At 68.4% G+C, this 18,332-nt stretch carries 15 protein-coding genes; 10 read left to right on the top strand and 5 right to left on the bottom strand.

Annotation, left to right across the window (positions count from 1 at the left end; translation table 11 throughout):
- Positions 1-12 precede the first annotated feature (12 nt).
- The 9 genes from obgE to A7E77_RS12730 all read left to right on the top strand — a co-directional run bounded on the left by obgE (position 13) and on the right by A7E77_RS12730 (position 10,079).
- Entirely contained in the window at positions 13-1,059 is a 1,047-nt protein-coding gene (gene obgE, locus A7E77_RS12770; protein WP_017978291.1) for a GTPase ObgE, read from the top strand.
- Between the two features lie 4 nt (positions 1,060-1,063).
- Positions 1,064-2,173, top strand: a complete 1,110-nt coding sequence (gene proB / locus A7E77_RS12765) for a glutamate 5-kinase (RefSeq protein ID WP_063688371.1) — start codon at positions 1,064-1,066, stop codon at positions 2,171-2,173.
- A gap of 130 nt (positions 2,174-2,303) precedes the next feature.
- Positions 2,304-3,221: an SDR family oxidoreductase gene (locus tag A7E77_RS12760; RefSeq protein WP_063688369.1), complete on the top strand. Its 918-nt coding sequence runs from the start codon at positions 2,304-2,306 to the stop codon at positions 3,219-3,221.
- A gap of 43 nt (positions 3,222-3,264) precedes the next feature.
- Entirely contained in the window at positions 3,265-3,513 is a 249-nt protein-coding gene (locus tag A7E77_RS12755) for an acyl carrier protein (protein ID WP_043060150.1), read from the top strand.
- Positions 3,510-4,772, top strand: a complete 1,263-nt coding sequence (spt, locus tag A7E77_RS12750) for a serine palmitoyltransferase (protein WP_017978287.1) — start codon at positions 3,510-3,512, stop codon at positions 4,770-4,772. The genes A7E77_RS12755 and spt overlap by 4 nt, the downstream gene beginning before the upstream one ends.
- A 56-nt stretch (positions 4,773-4,828) precedes the next feature.
- A complete protein-coding gene (locus A7E77_RS12745) occupies positions 4,829-6,793 on the top strand; it encodes an ATP-binding protein (RefSeq protein WP_063689950.1) in 1,965 nt (654 codons plus the stop codon).
- 94 nt (positions 6,794-6,887) lie between these two features.
- Positions 6,888-8,084, top strand: coding sequence for an LPS export ABC transporter permease LptF (gene lptF / locus A7E77_RS12740; RefSeq protein ID WP_024310498.1), 1,197 nt, complete (start codon positions 6,888-6,890; stop codon positions 8,082-8,084).
- A complete protein-coding gene (gene lptG, locus A7E77_RS12735) occupies positions 8,081-9,172 on the top strand; it encodes an LPS export ABC transporter permease LptG (protein WP_063688367.1) in 1,092 nt (363 codons plus the stop codon). The genes lptF and lptG overlap by 4 nt, the downstream gene beginning before the upstream one ends.
- A 301-nt stretch (positions 9,173-9,473) precedes the next feature.
- Positions 9,474-10,079 carry a hypothetical protein gene (locus A7E77_RS12730; RefSeq protein WP_063688365.1) on the top strand — a complete coding sequence of 202 codons (606 nt, stop codon included), beginning with the start codon at positions 9,474-9,476 and terminating at the stop codon, positions 10,077-10,079.
- An 8-nt stretch (positions 10,080-10,087) separates the two neighbouring features.
- Here the strand turns inward: A7E77_RS12730 and A7E77_RS12725 are convergent, their stop codons facing one another.
- On the bottom strand, positions 10,088-10,612 hold the full coding sequence (locus A7E77_RS12725; RefSeq protein ID WP_063688363.1) for a hypothetical protein: 525 nt from the start codon (positions 10,610-10,612) through the stop codon (positions 10,088-10,090).
- A gap of 48 nt (positions 10,613-10,660) precedes the next feature.
- Positions 10,661-11,755, bottom strand: coding sequence for a fatty acid desaturase family protein (locus A7E77_RS12720; protein ID WP_063689947.1), 1,095 nt, complete (start codon positions 11,753-11,755; stop codon positions 10,661-10,663).
- A gap of 325 nt (positions 11,756-12,080) precedes the next feature.
- On the opposite strand from A7E77_RS12720, the gene A7E77_RS12715 reads away from it, so the two are divergent.
- Complete coding sequence (locus A7E77_RS12715) at positions 12,081-13,235, top strand: hypothetical protein (RefSeq protein WP_063688361.1); 1,155 nt, start codon at positions 12,081-12,083, stop codon at positions 13,233-13,235.
- Positions 13,236-13,244: 9 nt separating this feature from the next.
- On the opposite strand, the gene A7E77_RS12710 is transcribed toward A7E77_RS12715, so the two are convergent.
- The 3 genes from A7E77_RS12710 to A7E77_RS12700 form a co-directional block, all read right to left on the bottom strand.
- Positions 13,245-14,297, bottom strand: coding sequence for a sensor domain-containing diguanylate cyclase (locus tag A7E77_RS12710; RefSeq protein ID WP_063688360.1), 1,053 nt, complete (start codon positions 14,295-14,297; stop codon positions 13,245-13,247).
- A gap of 184 nt (positions 14,298-14,481) precedes the next feature.
- A complete protein-coding gene (pncB, locus tag A7E77_RS12705) occupies positions 14,482-15,786 on the bottom strand; it encodes a nicotinate phosphoribosyltransferase (protein ID WP_063688359.1) in 1,305 nt (434 codons plus the stop codon).
- A gap of 60 nt (positions 15,787-15,846) precedes the next feature.
- Positions 15,847-18,306 carry a PAS domain-containing protein gene (locus A7E77_RS12700; RefSeq protein ID WP_226341741.1) on the bottom strand — a complete coding sequence of 820 codons (2,460 nt, stop codon included), beginning with the start codon at positions 18,304-18,306 and terminating at the stop codon, positions 15,847-15,849.
- Between the last annotated feature and the right edge of the window lie 26 nt (positions 18,307-18,332).

Raw genomic sequence — 18,332 nt, 5'->3', positions numbered from 1 at the left:
TAAAGAGGCGGCATGCATTTCCTCGACCAAGCCAAGATCTTCGTCCGTTCGGGCACCGGCGGCCCCGGCGCCGTCAGCTTCCGGCGCGAAAAGTTCATCGAATATGGTGGCCCGGATGGCGGCAACGGCGGCAAGGGCGGCGACATCGTCTTCGAAGCGGTGGCCGGCCTGAATACGCTGATCGACTTCCGCTACACGCAGCACTTCCGCGCGCAACGCGGCCATGGCGGATCGGGTAGCAACCGCACCGGCGGCGGCGGCGACGATTTGGTCATCAAGGTGCCGGTCGGAACGCAGGTGCTGTCCGAAGACAAGGAAGAGGTGCTGCTGGACTTCACCAAGGTCGGCCAGCGCGAGGTGTTCCTGCGCGGCGGCGACGGCGGGCGCGGCAATGCGAGCTACAAGACCTCGACCAACCGCACGCCGCGCCAGCACGGCACCGGCTGGCCGTGCGAGGAGGCGTGGGTATGGCTACGGCTGAAGCTGCTCGCCGACGCCGGACTGGTGGGGCTGCCCAACGCCGGCAAGTCCACCTTCATCAACGCCGTCACCAACGCGCAGGCGAAGGTCGGCGCCTATGCCTTCACCACGACCCGCCCGCAGCTGGGCGTGGTGCGCCACCGCAACCGCGAATTCGTCGTCGCCGACATCCCCGGCCTGATCGAGGGCGCGGCGGACGGCGCCGGCATCGGCGACCGCTTCCTGGGGCATATCGAACGCTGCCGTGTGTTGTTGCACCTGGTCGATGCCAATGACGCCGACGTCGCCGAAAGCTATCGCATCGTCCGTGACGAGCTGGAGGCCTATGGCGGCGGTCTGATCGACAAGCCGCACGTCATCGCGCTCAACAAGATCGACATGCTCGACGACGAACTGATCGAGGCGCTGTCCGCCGAACTCGCCGAAGCGAGCGGCGCGGACGTCATCCCACTGTCCGGCGCGGCCGGCACGGGTGTCGACTGGGTGCTCGACCGCCTGCTCGACAGCATCGGGCCCGGCCCCGAAGCGGTGCCCGACAGCGACGAGGGCGAAGACGAGATCAGCTGGTCGCCGCTCTGATCCCATGCAGGACGCACTTTTCCCGCCGACCGCCTGCTCTCGCCTGATCGTCAAGGTCGGGTCGGCGCTGCTCGTGGCGCCGGATGGGGCGGTGCGGCGCGCGTGGCTGGCGACGCTGGTCGCGGATATCGCCGGGCGCGTCGCGGCGGGGCAGCAGGTGGCGGTGGTATCGTCCGGAGCGATTGCACTGGGTGCGCGGCGGCTGGGCCTTGCCAAGGGCGGGCGCGCCAGTCTGGAAGATGCGCAGGCGGCGGCGGCGACCGGGCAGATCGCGCTCAGCCAGACATGGGCGGAGCTGCTCGGCGCGCACGGCCTGACGGCGGCGCAGATGCTGGTGACGCTGGACGATCTGGAGGACCGGCGGCGCTATCTGAATGCCGCGGCGACGCTCGGGCGGCTGCTGGGCCTGGGCGTCGTGCCAATCATCAACGAGAATGACAGCGTCGCGACCGAGGAAATCCGCTTCGGCGACAACGACCGGCTGGCGGCGCGCGTCGCGCAGGCGGCGGGGGCGCAGGGCGTGGTGCTGCTGTCGGACGTCGATGGCCTATACGATGCCAACCCGCACACCAACCCCGACGCGCGCCACGTTGCACGGGTCGAGCGGATCGATGCGGTCGCGGGCATGGCGGACGGCGGATCGGCATCGGGCATGGGATCGGGCGGCATGGTGTCGAAGATCGCCGCCGCGCGGATCGCGACCGGGGCGGGCGCGCACCTCGCCATCGCGAGCGGGCGGATGGAGCATCCGTTGGCAGGCGATCCCCGCCATACGTTGTTCGTCGCGGAGCGGGCGGCGTCGGCGCGCAAGGCGTGGCTGGCGGGCGGGCTGACGGCGCGCGGGCGCGTGCATGTCGACGCTGGGGCGGCGCGTGCTTTGGCCGCGGGTGGCAGTCTGCTGGCGGCGGGCGTGACGCAGATCGAAGGTGCGTTCGGGCGCGGTGACCTCGTGTCGATCGAGGGGCCGGACGGCACGATCGCGCGCGGGCTGTCGGAATATGACGCCGCCGAGGCGGTGCGGCTGGTGGGGACGCGGTCTGAGGAGCAGGCGGCGATCCTGGGTTATGCGCCGCGCGCGGCTCTGGTGCATCGCAACCATCTGGCGTTGGTGTGATGGTATCGTTCGACGCGCTCCGTCACCCCGGACTTGTTCCGGGGTCCACTGTGCGGCGAGGGGGATGGCTGGAGGCTCAGGCGCTTCCCGTGCGGACGAGTGGACCCCGGAACACGTCCGGGGTGACGAGATGGGTGAGGCAGGCGTGACCACCCTCGCCATCACCGGTGCGACCGGCTTCGTCGGCGGAGCGCTGGTCGAGCGGGCGCTGTCCGCCGGCCATAGCGTGCGGGCCCTCACCCGCCGGCCGCAGCGCGCGCGGGACGGCGTGACGTGGATCGAGGGGGCGCTCGATCGGCCCGACAGCCTGGCGGCATTGGTCGAGGGGGCCGACGCGGTCGTGCATGTCGCGGGTGTCGTCAGCACGCCGACAAAGGCCGGCTTCGTCGTCGGTAATATCGACGGCACGCGGGCGATGATCGCCGCTGCGCAGGCCGCAGGCGTCCGGCGGTTCGTCCATGTCTCGTCGCTGTCGGCGCGCGAGCCGGATCTGTCGATCTACGGCTGGTCGAAGGCCGAGGCCGAGACGCTGGTCGAAGCGAGCGGGCTCGACTGGAGCATCGTGCGGCCGAGCGGCGTCTATGGCCCCGGCGACATGGAGATGCGCGACCTGTTCCGCGCCGCGCGGATGGGCATCGCCTTGCTGCCGCCACGTGGCAAGGTGTCGCTGATCGCGGTGGACGATCTGGCGCGGCTGCTGCTGGCGCTCGCTACGACGCAGGTGTCGCCGGCGGTGTACGAGGTCGATGACGGCCATGTGCTGACCCATGCCGCGATGGCGCAGGCGATCGCGCGGGCCGTGGGGCGGAAGCGGGTGCTGACACTGCATCTGCCCAAGGCGGCGCTGATGCTGGGCGCCAAGCTGGACCGCGCGGTCCGCCGCGACGGGGCGAAGCTCACCCTCGATCGCGTCGGCTATCTCGCGCACCCGGACTGGACCGCCCGCCCCGCGATGCGCCCGCCCGCCGAGCTGTGGACGCCGGAGATCGCACCCGAGCATGGGCTTGCTGCAACGGCACGATGGTATCGCGCCCGCGGGCTGCTATAGCGCCGCAACACCGCCGCATTTGGCCGCCATTCGGATGACCATCATGACCGACCGCACCCAGATCCTCGATACGATCAAGAGCCAGATCGAACCGTTCAACAAGAAGGGCGTAACGCTAACCGAAGCGACGACCTTTCAGGGCGACCTCGAATGGGACAGCCTGACCGTGATGGACTTCGTCGCGGCGATCGAGGACGAATTCGACATCATCATCACGATGAACATGCAGGCGGAAATCGAGAATATCGGCCAGCTGACCGATGCGGTCGCCAAGCTGAAGGCCGAGGCATGACCGAGACCGGCCTGCAGCCCGAGGCGCTGGACCTCGACCCCGCCCCGGTCGCTCCGGAACGCGATCTGATGTCGAAGTTCGACGGCCTGATCGCCGAGCGGCAGGCGCTGATCGATACCGGCGTCACCGATCCGTTCGCGATCGTGATGGAGCAGGTGAAGAGCCCGACCGAAGCGGTGATCGCCGGCCGCGACACGATCCTGCTCGGCACATACAATTACATGGGCATGACGTTCGACCCGGACGTCATCGCCGCCGGCCATGCCGCGCTCGATCAGTTCGGATCGGGCACCAACGGCAGCCGCATGCTCAACGGCACCTTCCGCGACCATATGGAAGCCGAAGCGGCGCTGCGTGACTTCTACGGCGTCAGCGGTGCGATCGTCTTTTCGACCGGCTACATGGCCAATTTGGGCATGATCTCGACGCTGGTCGGCAAGGGTGAATATGTCATCCTCGACGCCGACAGCCACGCCTCGATCTACGATGGCTGCAAGCAGGGCGTCGCCGAGATCGTCCGCTTCCGCCACAACAGCGTCGAGGATCTCGACAAGCGGCTGGGTCGCCTGCCCAAGGACGCGGGCAAGCTGGTCGTGCTGGAGGGTGTTTATTCGATGCTCGGCGACGTGGCGCCGCTGAAGGAAATGGTCGCCGTCGCCAAGAAGCATGGCGCGATGGTGCTGTCCGACGAGGCGCATTCGATGGGTTTCTATGGCCCCAACGGCCGCGGCGTGTACGAGGCGCAGGGGCTGGAGGGCGAGGTCGACTTCGTCGTCGGCACCTTCTCCAAATCGGTCGGCACGGTCGGTGGCTTCTGCATTTCGAACCATCCCAAGTTCGAAGCGATCCGCCTCGCCTGCCGCGCGTACATCTTCACCGCCAGCCTGCCGCCGAGCGTCGTCGCGACCGCGACCGCATCGATCCGCAAGCTGATGACCGCCACCGCCAAGCGCGAGCAATTGTGGTCGAACGCGCGCCAGTTGCACGGCGGGCTGAAGGCGCTGGGCTTCCGCCTCGGCACCGAACAGCCTGACAGCGCGATCGTCGCGGTGATCCTGGACGACCAGACGCAGGCGGTCGCGATGTGGCAGGGGCTGTTGGAAGCGGGCGTGTACGTGAACATGGCGCGCCCGCCCGCCACACCGGCCGGCACCTTCCTGCTGCGCTGTTCGCTGTGCGCGGAGCATACGGCGGCGCAGCTGGATACGGTGATCGAGCGGTTCCGGGCGGCGGGGCAGGCCGTGGGCGCGATCGGCTGAAGCCCGTCGCCCTCACCTTTCCTTGACCGGACAAACGCGTTAGCGTCGCTGCCGTGATGCGGGACGGCGCCGAGATGGCCCCGGGGGGGGATTCCGAACGCAATGCGGCGTGGCGGACCGTCACGCTGGTCGTGATGGGTCTGCTCGGCGCGGCGGTGCTCGTCGCGCTGATCGTGACGCTCGGCGAGGCGAACCGCCAGCGCGACCGCGCGCTTGCGGCGCAGGCGCACAGCTATGACGTGATGATCCTGGCCCGCACCCTGTCGGGCACGATCGCCAGATCGGAGGCGTCGCTAGGCCGCTACGTCATCAGCGGCAAGGCGGAGCAGGAGCTCGGCCAACTCTATTATGATCAGTGGCGGCTGGCGGGTACGCAGCTCAACAAGCTGGAAGGGCTGACGCGCGAGACCGGCGAGCAGAGCGCACGCGTGGCGCGGCTGCGCGAGGCGTACCAGCAGCGCGGCGAGGAGCTGTCGCTGACCGCGCTCAGCACCACCTATGGCAAGAACGCCCAGGCGCTCGCCCGCTATTACAAGGCGCGCCAGTCGCCGACGCTGGCGGCGATCGACCGGACGCTGGACGAGATCATCGAGGGCGAGCGCGCATTGCTCGATGCGCGCACCGCGGATGCGATGCGCACCGTCGACCGGTCGAGCCGGATCGCGGGCGTGCTGGCGGTGTTCGGCGGGCTGATCGTGATCGGCGCGGTCGTGCTCGGCTGGCTGACGGTGCGGGCGATCGGCGAGCGGGCGCTGGCACGGGCTGACGCCGATGCCGCGCGCGAACGGGCCGAGGCGCTGGCGAATGCGGTGCGGCAGGCGACCGACGAATTGCGCGTGCAGGAGGCCAAGCTGCGGCAGGCGCAGAAGATGGACGCGGTCGGCCAGCTGACCGGCGGTATCGCGCATGACTTCAACAATATGCTGGCGGTGGTTCTGGGCGGACTGGAGCTGGCGCGACGATCGCTTGCAGGGGATCCCGACGCCGCGGCGCGGCACCTGGACAATGCGGCGGATGGCGCCAACCGTGCGGCCGCGCTGACCCGGCGGTTGCTCGCGTTCAGCCGTGAGGAATCGCTGAAGCCCGAACCGATCGCCGTGGCCCAGTTGGTGTCTGGCATGTCGGAGCTGATCGACCGGACGCTGGGCGACGGCATCACCGTCACGACGCGCGATACCGCCGGGGGATGGCAGGTGCGCGCCGACCGCGTGCAGCTGGAAAATGCGATCCTGAACCTCGCGGTCAATGCGCGCGATGCGATGCATGGCCGGGGCGAGCTGGCCATTGCGACCGGCGCGGTGACGCTGAACGAGCACCAGGTCGATCATTGCGCGGCGGGCGATTACGTGACGATCGCGGTGACCGACACCGGCGAGGGCATGACGCCCGAGGTGGTCGAGCGCGTCTACGAACCCTTCTTCACCACCAAGGCCGCGGGCAAGGGCACGGGGCTGGGCCTCAGCCAGATCTTCGCGCTGGTGCAGCAGCTCGGCGGCGCGATCGCGATCGACACCGCGCTGGGCGACGGCACCACCGTGACGCTGTACCTGCCGCGCGACCGGCAGCAGCCGCAGGCCGAGGCGGCCGTCGTGGCCGCGACCCCGCCGGCACCGGCCGTCGCGCCGGAGGGCCTCCACGTGCTGGTCGTCGAGGACGATCCGCGCGTGCTGATGGCAACGATGGGCGCGCTCGACGAGCTGGGCCACCATGCCATCGCCTGCGACGCGCCGACCAAGGCGGCAGGACTGCTGGCGAGCCACGCCGGGATCGACCTCATCATCTCCGACGTGCTGATGCCCGGGCAGACGGGGCCCGAGCTGATCGCGGAGATCGGGCCTGCCTATCCGCATATCGCCGTACTGTTCGTCACGGGCTTTGCGGGCGAGGCGAATGCGAGTGAGTTCGGCCACCATCAGGTGCTGCGCAAGCCGTTCACGCTGGGCGGTCTGGAGCGCGCGATCGCGACCGCGATGGCGCAGGGCGACCGCCCCGCCCCGCCGCACCAGATCGCCGCGGAGTGACGGGCGCCGACGCAGGCTGTCGCCGGGGGCTGACGTGCCCCGCCATCCCGCTTATAGCCTTGGCTCCTTTCCCCGGCGCGAGCCTTCGTTCAGCATGACTTCCCTCGATCGTTACATGGCCCGGCTGATCGCGTTGCCGTTGTTTTCGACGCTGACGATCGCCGCCATGCTGCTGGTGCTCGACCGCATCCGCCGGCTGTTCGACTTCGTCGCGACCGAAGGCGGGCCGATCAGTGTCGTGTGGCGGATGCTCGCCAACCTGCTGCCCGAGTATCTGGGCCTGGGCATCCCGATCGGGCTGCTGCTCGGCATCCTGCTCGCCTTCCGCCGCCTCGCCGCCAATTCGGAGCTGGACGTGCTGCGTGCGGTGGGCGTCAGCTATTCGCGGCTGCTGCGCGTGCCGTTCATGTATGCCTTGATCCTCGCGGCGCTCAACATCGCGATCGTCGGCTTCGTCCAGCCCAAGGCGCGATACTATTACGAGCAATTGCGCTTCGAGCTGCGCACGGGCGCGCTGGGCGCGTCGATCAAGGTCGGCGAATTCACCCATTTCGGCGACCGCATGACGCTGCGCATCGAGCAGAGCCATGACAGCGGGCGCAAGCTGGACGGCATCTTCGTGCGCTACAGCGACAAGGGCACCACCTATTCGGTGACGGCGCAGTCGGGCCAGTTCCTGGCGACCGACGATCCCAACACGATCATCTTCCGCCTGACCAATGGCACGTTGGTACACAAGGCGCCCAATTTCGCCGTGCCGCGCGTGCTGACCTTCACCAGCCACGATCTGCCGATCCCCCTGCCCCGCTACGAGAATTTCCGTCAGCGCGGGGGACGCAACCTGGAGTTTACGCTGCCCGAACTCGCCAAATTGGGCCATGCCTCGGCCAGCGAGCAGCAGCGCGACAGCAGCCGGTCCGAGTTCCACTTCCGTCTGGTCGAGGTGGCGACGATGTTCCTGCTGCCACTGCTCGCGGTGGCGCTGGGCGTGCCGCCGAAGCGATCGAGCTCGGGCGTCGGCGTGTTCCTGGCGATCGTGATGATCGTCGCGTACCACAAGGTGAACGAATATGCCGCGTCGATCGGCGAATTGGGGCGGATCGACCCGCTGATCGCGCTCTGGGTGCCGTTCGTCATATTCGCCGGCCTGATCATCTGGATGTATTATCAGATAGCCTATGTCCCCGGCGGCCAGCCGATCGGCGCGATCGAGCGCGCCTTCGGCAAGATCGGGAAGGCGATCACCCGCTACCTGCCCGGCCGGGGTCGCAAGAAGGGAGTGGCGGCATGAGCAGGCTCTTCCCGTCACGTACCGTTGCCATCTACATGGGGCGGATGTTCCTGGTGCGCACCTTCGGGTTGCTCGCCGCGCTGCTGCTGATCCTGCAGACGCTCGATCTGCTGAGCGAATCGGGATCGATCCTGGCGCATCCCGGCAACACGCAGGCGCAGGTGTGGACGTACGTGACGCTGCGCGCGCCGCAGATCATCGCGTTCCTGCTGCCCTTCTCCGTCCTGCTCGGCACGATCCTGACGCTGATCACGATGAACCAGAACAGCGAGGTCATCGCGCTGAAGGCCGCCGGCCTGTCGGCGCATCAGGTGCTGGCGCCGTTGCTGGTCGCGAGCCTGGGGGTCGCGGCGGTGAGCTTCGTGTTCAACGAGCGGATCGTGACGCGCGCGACCGCGACGCTCGACCAGTGGAAGGACGTCGATTACGGCGCGCTGCCGATCGACCGGGGCGAGCGCACCAATGTGTGGGTGCGGGATGGCGACGACCTGATCGCGGTGCAACAGGTGCGCGGGCGGGGCAATGCCACGCGCCTGGGCAACATCACCGTCTATGATCGCACCGCCGGGCGGCTGGAGGCGATCATCACCGCGCCGCACGGCCACCGCGTGGCCAACGGCTGGGACATCGAGCCGGCGACGCGCTTCGACGTGGCGAGCGGCAAGCTCCAGTCGCTGGGCCGGGTGACGATCGCCGGCGACGTGCGCCCCGACCAGTTCACGCTGGGCAACGTTAATCCCGACGGGCTGGACTTCACGCAGCTCAATGCCGCGATCGGCGACCTGCGCGATGCAGGGCGGCCGACCAAGTCGCTGGAGGGCACGCTGTGGCACAAATTCTCCGGGCCGCTGTCCGCAGTGCTGATGCCGTTGCTGGGCGCGGTGGCGGCGTTCGGCATCGCGCGATCGGGCCAGCTGTTCGTGCGCGCGGTGATCGGCATGGCGCTGGGCTTCGCCTATTTCGTCGCGGACAATTTCGCGCTGGCGATGGGCAATCTGGGCGCCTACCCGCCCTTCCTCGCCGCCTGGGCGCCGTTCCTGCTGTTCCTGCTGATCGGCGAGGCGGTGCTGATCCGCACCGAGGAATAGGGGCACGCGGAAAGTCACAAAAGTCTCACCCGCGCAGATGTTTTTCGAATCCCGCGTCGGGGAGTGAAAGAGCGGTGGCGCATGATCGACACACGGGTGGCACATCCCGTTGCATGTAGGACAGCGGCATATCCGCCGATCCTATGATGAGCTGGCGGCCCAAGGACTTAGAGCATGATATTCGGGTCTGTTCACGACCCGCGATCCAACAGCGCCCGGTCCTGACGCTTCGTTAACCATGGAGACCTATCCTCCTCTGGCGTCGTGCGCTGTGTCGCACGGCGGCAGGGGATGTCGGGCGATGGCCAATCTGACCGGAACGCGTGCTGCGGCACTGATGCAGGCGCAACTGGCATCACGCTATGGCGTGGCGGCCCGCACGTCGACCGCTGCCGTCACCGCGACCGGCACCGCGCCGGCGGCGCAGCCGGCCAAGACCGCGACGAGCGCGAGCAAGGGGGACGTGGCGACGATCTCCCCCGCCGCCAGGCGCGCGTCCGCCCAGATCGCCGACGCGAAGAAGGATTTCACCGCGCTGTCCAAGGAGGTGCGCGCGACGCTGGACGCGCAGTATAAGAGCGCGGGCAAGACGGCGACGCCCAAGCTGGACGAGCTGTCGGGCCGGGCGCTGGCGGCGATCGCGCTCAACCAGACCGGTGGCTTTTCGCGGACCGAGGTGAGCGCCGCCAAGGCCGCGTTGCAATCGCGCGAGCGGGAGAGTGCGACGGGCGCGATCAAGGGCGGCAGCTTTGCGGCCTACAGCCAGACACTGGTGACGCAATACGATGCGATGAGCAGCGAGGAACGTCAGGCACGCGGGTGGAGCGAGCGCACGCGCGATGCGGCCGCGACGCTGGCGGCGCAGACGAACGGAGCGATGCCGAGCCTGTTCGATCAGATGGGGTGATCCGCCTGTCAGGGGATCGACAGCGCACCATCCAGAATGGCGGGCATGCGCACGACGAGCGCATCGGCGAGTTTCGTGCCGAGCACGTGCGGATCGTCGGCAGGCGTGCCGCCAACCTGCGTCGTCACCGCGGTGCCGGTCCATAGGGTGCGCTCGCTGCGCACGTCGACGAGGGTCAGCGTCATGCGCGTCACGACCAGGGGCCGCAGATCCTGTTTGCGGGTCGGCAGGCTGATCCGGACGCCACTGCCCCAATTGCCGACGCTGACGTCGGGGCCCGCCACCGGCGCGGGTGCCGTGACGAGGCCGCGGACGTCGCGATCGATCGTGACGCGAGCCTGATAGCGGCTCGGCCCGGCCGGCGGGAGAACGAGGAAGTCGGCGGCGGAGAGCGACGATCCGACCGTTTCGGCAAAGGCCGCCGCCTGATCGTCGTCAGCGCGTATCGCGATCGTGACGGTGCCCTTGGGCAGCGGGTTCGGCGTTGCGGTGACCGCTTCGACGAGCAGGGCCATGGCCAACACGATGCTCATGCGGCCATTCCCCCTCGATATGCCCCAATCGGGCCACCCTACGCCGGTTCAGCGGGCGACGAAAGTGCTCCGCACGATCTTGTTCACAAGGCCCGGCAGGCCGGCGTAGCTCGCCTTGTGATAGGGCGAGTCCTGCTCCAGCGCGGCGGTGATGCGGCGGTGCGCCTCGCCCAGCGAATGGTACGGCAGGCTGGGCAGCAGGTGGTGCAGCGCGTGGTAACGCAGGCCGACAGGCGCCCACAAAGCCGGCAACAGCGCGGGCGGAGGCACGTTGACCGAGTCGAGATATTGCGCGGTGACGCTCATCGGCTCGCCGTCATTTTCCCACAGATGCGCCACGAGCGTGCGCACCTGATTGACCACCGCGACGCCCGAACCGATCGCCAGCGCGATCAGCACGCCACGCAGTGAGAAGACGCCGGTCGCGGTCAGCACGACGATCGCGATCGCCCACAGGCTGGCGGCGGTTTCCACGCGGTTCCACAGCAGCTTCGCCTCGCCTTCCGGCGCGCGGCGGCGGAAGGACGGGTTGATCGCCAGCGCCGAATAGCGTTCGACGATCGTCGTGCGCAGCTTGGGCGACAGCAGCGAGATCGGCGACAGGATCGCATAGCGGATCAGCAGACCGACCGGCGCGAGCGCGGAAATGACGACGAAGGCGGGCAGCGTCCACGGCTTCATCAGCGCGAGCGGCAGATACTCGGGATCCTCCGACGTGCCGTAGCGCGTCTTGGCATGGTGCAGGTTATGCACGCCTTCGTACATGAAGCTGGGGGTGAGCATCGGCACGCCGACCAGCGCGTTCCAGCCGCCACGGAAGCGCGGCAAGGCACTGTGCTTCATGTGGCTGACTTCGTGGATGAAGCTGAGCGCGCGGTACAGCGCCAGCGCCGACACCACCGCGGCCAGCACGACCCAACCGGTGCCCTGCACCGTCACCGCAACCGCCAGCGCGCCATAGCCGATCACTGCCGAAGCGATCAGATCGGCCCAGTAGATGCCGGGGCGCGGCGCGATGAGGTCACGCGTCAGTTCGGCAGCGGCGCGCAGCATCGCCTTGTCGTCGGCGATCCGCGGACGCGGGGTCCGCGCGGCGGCTGCCGCCGGAGCGGGGCTGCGCGAGAGGGTCAGCGAGCTTTCCATGGCGTGGTCCATTGCCCGTAGATAGTGGCGACAGCGTGGCATTTACAGGCGTGCGACGGTGCAACCTCTCGATCACAGATGACGGAATCGTCACTCGACCCCGTTGCCCGACGTGCTAGAGCCGACCGATGTTCGGCGCCGCAGCTTGGTCCTCCCCCGCCAGGGGGAGGTGGCGCCGCCGAAGGCGGTGACGGAGGGGGCGGACAGGAATGTCCTCGGTTACGAGGCGCTTCCCTAACCTCCCCCTCCGTCATGCCTCACGGCATGCCACCTCCCCCTGGCGGGGGAGGACTGAATGGAGTGCATGGTCCGACATGGGAGGGATATGTTGAGCGACCTGACGATTACGCCCGTCACCAGCAAGAGCGACCGGAAGGCGTTCGTCGACCTGCCGTTCCGGCTTTACAAGGACGATCCCAATTGGGTGCCGCCGCTGAAGGGCGAGGCGCTGGGCCTGATCACGCCCGAAAAGAACGGCTGGTACAGTCACGCCAAGGCGCAGCTGTTCCTGGCGCGCGAGGGCGGCCGCGTGGTCGGGCGCATCTCTGCGCATATCGATACGCTGGCGCTGACCATGCCGGCAGTGCAGGGCTTCGGCCCCGGCGTCGGCCAATGGGGCCTGATGGACGCCGAGCGCGAGGATATCTTCGTCGCGCTGCTCGCCAAGGCCGAGGACTGGCTGCGCGCGCAGGGCATCACGCGCGCGCTGGGGCCGATCTCGCAATCGATCTGGGAAGAGCCGGGCCTGCTGGTGCAGGGTTTCGACCATGCGCCGACGATCATGATGGGCCATGCCAAGCCCGAGTATCAGGGGTGGATCGAGCGCGCGGGCTATACGGCGGCCAAGCAGCTCTTCACCTATGAGCTGGATATCACCCAGGAATTCCCGCCGATCGTCAAACGGATCATCAAGTCGGGCGAGAACAATCCGCGCATCGTCGTGCGCGAGGTCGACAAGCGTAAGTTCGAAGAAGAGGCGGCGATCATCCTCGCCATCCTGAACGATGCGTGGAGCGACAATTGGGGGTTCGTCCCCCTCACCCCGCCCGAGATCAAGGACGTCGGCGTCAAGCTGAAGCCGATCGTGTTCAACGACCTGATCCGCATCGCCGAGCTGGACGGCAAGCCGGTGGCGTTCATGATCACGCTTCCCGACCTCAACGAGGCGATCAAGCCGCTGAACGGGTCGCTGCTGCCGTTCGGCTGGGCGAAGCTGTTGCTGTGGCTGCGCCATCCGAAGGTGCGGACGATGCGCGTGCCGCTGATGGGCGTGGTGAAGGAGCTGCAATCGTCGCGGATGGCGAGCCAGCTCGCCTTCATGATGATCGAATATATCCGCCGCGCCTCGGTGGAGCGCTATGGCGCGAGCCGCGGCGAGATCGGCTGGATCCTGGAGGACAATCAGGGGATGCGCTCGATCGCCGAGACGATCCAGAGCCGGTTCAACAAGACCTACACCGTGTACGAAAAGACGCTGTAGGCGGTAGCGTCAGGCCGCGTTACGCGGCGCGGCCTGACGGGCGGCCTGTCGGTGGCGGCGGCGCTTGGCGGCATAGAGCGCGGCGTCGGCATCGGCGAGCAGCCGCGCGGCGCCGTCGACCGCGAGCGAGCCGCTGGCGCAGCCGAGGCTGACGCCGACGCTGACCAGGGCGCCGTGTTCGCGCAGATGGATCGGGCGGGTGATGGCTTCGCGTACGGCGGCGGCCATGACTTCTGCCATCTGGGCGCCGGCATCGGGCAGGACGATCACGAACTCGTCGCCGCCTAGCCGCGCCACCACCTGTTCCCCGGCCACCGCACGCAGCCGGGCGCCGATCTCCACCAGCAGCCGATCGCCCGCGGCATGGCCGTAGCGATCGTTGATGCCCTTGAACCCGTCGAGGTCGAGGAACAGCAGCGACACGGATCGGGTGCTGGTGCCGGCCAGGCGTTCGAGCTCGATATCGAGGCCCGCGCGGTTGACCAGCTGCGTCAGCACGTCGGTGCGCGCGAGCTGCTGCGCCTGGCGCTTGGCGGCGAGGACCGCCAGCAGCGTGCGATTGTTCTGGATGGTCAGCACGATCGACCCGATCGCGAGCACCGCGAACAGCAGGAGCACGAACGCGCCGATCCCGGCGAGTGCGCAGGCCATCGGCGCGCCCACGACGACGTGCATCGCGATGCTGAGCCGCGGCAGGGCTGCCCAGCGGATCGCAAGGCCAGTGAACAACGCCATGACCGCCATCGTCGCGGCCAGCTGCAATTCCTGGATGCCGGTGGCGAAGCTGAACGCGCAGCCGACGCCGAACGTCGCGAACATCAGGCTGGCGAGCAGGAGGATGATGCGGGCGATGCGATAGGGCACCCGGCTGTTCGTCCGCCACGCGATCCACGCCGGCACGATGCGCGCCGCGAGCAGGACAAGATCCGTGACGAGCCAGGCGACGGCCCAGCCGGTCCGTGCGAACCAGCAGGCCGAAGCGCTCATCAGCAGAAAGCCGAGGCTTGCGGTCAAGACGCCGACGGGGCGCAGCATCATCGTGTCGATCAGATCGGCGCGCAACGCTATATCATCACGTGGGACACCCAGCGCGCGATCGAACGCCCGCTCTGCCCTGCGCAGGAATGTCCCGATGACCGACACAACCAACTCCGTTCCGGCGAGACCCATACCCGGCGCGTCTTAACATTTTGTGCAAAACGGACCAATCCCGCGTGGTCGCGATCGCGGCGACGCACCGGCGGCGTCACACCGTGACGCTGCGCGCCGGCCGGCCCTCATCACCGAAGATGCGACGATAGCGGGCGATTTCAGCAGGATCGCCGGTCGCCTTGGCGGGATTGTCCGAGAGTTTCACCGCCGGGCGGCCGTTGGCGGCGATGACCTTCGCGACCAGCGAAATGGGTTCGAGTGCATGGCCGCCCTCAGGGTCGCAGCCGCGGAAGTCGTTGGTGAGGTTCGTGCCCCAGCCGAAGCTGGTCCGCACCCGGCCGCGAAAGTGGCGCGCGGTCGCCTCGATACTGTCGACGTCCATCCCGTCCGAAAAGATCAGCAGCCGCTGGCGCGGGTCGACGCCATGCGCCTGCCACCAGGCCATGATCTGTTCGCCACCCTCGATCGGCGGCATCGAATCGGGGCGGAAGCCGGTCCAGTCGGCCAGCCAGTCGGGGGCGTGCCGCAGAAAGGCCGCGGTGCCGAAGGCGTCGGGCAGCGCGATCAGAAGATTGCCGTCGTAATGCGCACGCCATTCCTCCAGCACGCGATAGGGCGCGGCGGCGACCCCGGCATCGTCGTCCGCCAGCGCCGCCAGCACCATCGGCAGTTCGTGCGCGTTGGTGCCGATCGCTTCCAGGTCGTTGTCCATCGCGAGCAGGACGTTGGAGGTGCCGATGAAGCGGCTGCCCAGCCCTTCCTTCACCGCCTCGACGCACCAGCGCTGCCACAGGAAGCCGTGGCGCCGGCGCGTCCCGAAGTCGGACAGGACGAGATCGGGGATGGCGCGCAACCGCTCCACCTTGTCCCACAATTTCGCTTTGGCGCGGGCATAGAGGATGTCGAGCTCGAACCGCCCCCTGCCCTTCAGCGCGGCGCGCGAGCGCAGTTCGTTGACGATGGCGAGCGCCGGGATTTCCCACATCGTCGTGTGTGTCCAGGGCCCGTCGAAATGGAGTTCGAACTGGCCATCGACGGTGCGCAGCTCGTAATCGGGCAGGCGGAAGTCGGCGAGCCAGGCGAGGAAATCGGGGGCGAACATACGCTGCTTGCCGTAGAAGCTGTTGCCGGCGAGCCAGATCAGCTCACGCTTCGAGAAGCGCAGCGACCGGGCATGATCGAGCTGTTCGCGCAGCTCGCGTTCGTCGATCACCGCACCGAGGCGCACCGACGTGGTGCGGTTGATCAGCGCGAAGGTCGCCTGCACGTCGGCATGCCGTTGCCAGATGAGCTGCAGCATCAGCAATTTGTAGAAATCGGTGTCGAGCAGGCTGCGCACCACCGGGTCCAGCCGCCAGCCGTGATTGTAGACGCGCGTGGCGATGTCGGTGACGGGCATGAGAAATCCTGAGGCGCGAAGAATGTTTAGCGATCGGGTGTAGCCGATCGCCGGGCGAGGTTACACACGCGGCGACGCGGCCTCGACGCCAAGCTCGGGCTCGCGCATCGGGGCGGCGAACACCTTGGGGCCCGCCAGTGCCGCGGCGAGATCGGCCTCGCGGAACGGCTTGGGGAGATGGGCGAGATCGGGCGAGAGCGTCTCGACATCGGCATAGCCCGAGACGATCAGCACGCCCAGATAGGGCCGGTCGGCGCGCAGGCGGCGCGCCAATTCGGTGCCGGTCATGCCGGGCATCAGATGGTCCGACACGAGCAGGTCGGGCGACAGGCCGTCGCGCATCAGGCGCAGCGCCGCGTCCGCACTGTCCGCCTCGACCACGCGATAGCCGATATCGTGCAGCATCTGCGCCGCCGCGGCCCGTACCGCGCCCTCGTCGTCGACCAGCAATACACAGCCCGCGCCATGCACCGGCGCCGCGCCGGCCGCGTCAGGAGCGGGCGCGACGGACACGGGGCTGGCCGGCAGCCACAATTCGGCGACCGTCCCCGCCCCCGGCGTACTGGCGAGCCGGAACGTGCCGCCGAGCTGGCTGGCGAGACCATGGACCATCGACAGGCCAAGCCCGGTGCCGCGGCCGACGCCCTTGGTGGAAAAGAACGGCTCGATCGCGCGGGCGAGCGTGGCGGCGTCCATGCCGTGGCCGGTGTCAGAGACGCTGAGACAGACATAGTCGCCGGGTGCGAGCGGGTCTTCCGCCTCTGTCAGGTGCGTGTGCCCCAAAGCGACGCGCATCACGCCGCCGCTCGGCATCGCGTCGCGGGCATTTACGGCGAGGTTGAGGAGCGCCATTTCGATCTGGTTGCGATCGGCGATCGCGGGCAGCAGCCGTTCGGGCGCGTCGATGACCAGCTGGATCTGCGGGCCGACCGTCGTCGTGAGCAGCGCCGCCATGTCGCGCGTCAGGGCGACCAGATCGACCGCATCGGGCTGCAACGGCTGGCGCCGCGCGAAGGCGAGCAGGCGCTGCACCAGGGTGCTGGCGCGCTCGGCGGACTGGATCGCGCCGTCCAGCAGGCGGAGGCTGCGGTCGCCGTCGGGGAGCTTGCGGCGCAGGAAATCAAGACCGCCGAGGATCGGCGTCAGCAGATTGTTGAAATCGTGCGCGACGCCGCCGGTCAGCTGGCCGATCGCCTCCATCTTCTGGCTCTGCCGCAGCGCCTCTTCGGTGCGTTGCAGCGCCTCGTCCTTCCGCCGCGCCTCGGTCACGTCGCGGCCCGAACCATAGATCAGGCCGCCTTCGGTCGAGGTCAGCCAGGAGATCCAGCGCAGCGATCCGTCATGGGCGAGATAGCGGTTTTCGACGACCGGTACGTCGGCGCCGGACGCCGCCGCCGCGAGCGCCGCCTGGGTCATGGCGATATCGTCGGGGTGGACGAAGTCCGTTACGGGCCGCCCCGCGACGTCGTGCTGCGAATGGCCGAATAGCGCGGTCCAGGCGGGGTTGACCGAGCGGAACCGGCCATCGGGTTCGACCACCACGAGAAGGTCGCGCGAGAGGTTCCAGACGCGGTCGCGCTCGGCGGTGCGTTCCTCGACCCGCCGTTCGAGCCGTTCGTTCGCGGACTGGACCGCGGCGAGCAGACGCGCGTTTTCGATCGCCACCGCCGCCTGCGCAGCTAGGCCGAGGATCAGGTCCTCGTGACGCTGCGAGAAGCGGTCGGCATGGGGGTGGCCGAACAGCAGGCCGCCCAACACCTGCCCGTGCCGCGACACCACCGGTACGGCGAGGTAGCTCGTCACCTCGGGATGGCCCGGCGGCATGCCGGCATAGGGCGCGTTAGCGCCGTAGCGGGGATCGCGGGTGATGTTGCCCGACCGGATCACCTCATTGCGGAAGATCGGGCCCAGCACGTTAGTGCCACGCGGACGGCCCAGCCGGATGAAGTCGCCGCGTTCGCCGCCCGACAGCGTGAACAGGTGCAGCCGTTCGCCGCTGTCGTCCATGACGTTATGGAAGAACGCGCCGACCGACGCGCCGGTCAGCTCGACCCCGGCATCGGTGACCATCTGCACCAGCCGTTCGAGATCGTGTTCGGCCGCAAGCGCGGTGTTGATCCGGTTGAGCGTGGCGATGGCGCGTTCGGCGCGACGTTCCTCCGTCACATCCTGCACCGACACGCCAATACCGGTGAGTTGGCCGGCGTCGTCACGGATCGGCAGCCAGTTCTGCCGCCACATACTGGTGCCGTCGGGGCCGGTCATTTCGAGCCCCTTGACCGTTTCGCCCGCCAGAACCCGGGCGGCGAGCGCTATGGCAGAGTCGGCACGGTCGGGCGTGATCTCACCCACGGTGCGCCCGATATGATCGGCAACCGACACGCCACTGAGCCGCGCGAAGCGTTCGTCCACCCAGACGTAGCGCAGATTAGGATCGAGTATGGCGAGCCCGACCGACGATGCCGCATACATCGCCGCCAGCTGTTCGGCCGGATGCGCCTTAGACCCCGAATGCCTCACTCGACCCTCAATTCTCGAAGGCGCCT

The organism is Sphingomonas sp. NIC1 (genome assembly GCF_001638925.1).
Classification (GTDB): Bacteria; Pseudomonadota; Alphaproteobacteria; order Sphingomonadales; family Sphingomonadaceae; genus Sphingomonas; species Sphingomonas aquatilis.
Note: the sequence above shows the minus strand (reverse complement) of the source record. Positions and strands in the feature narration are given on the sequence as shown.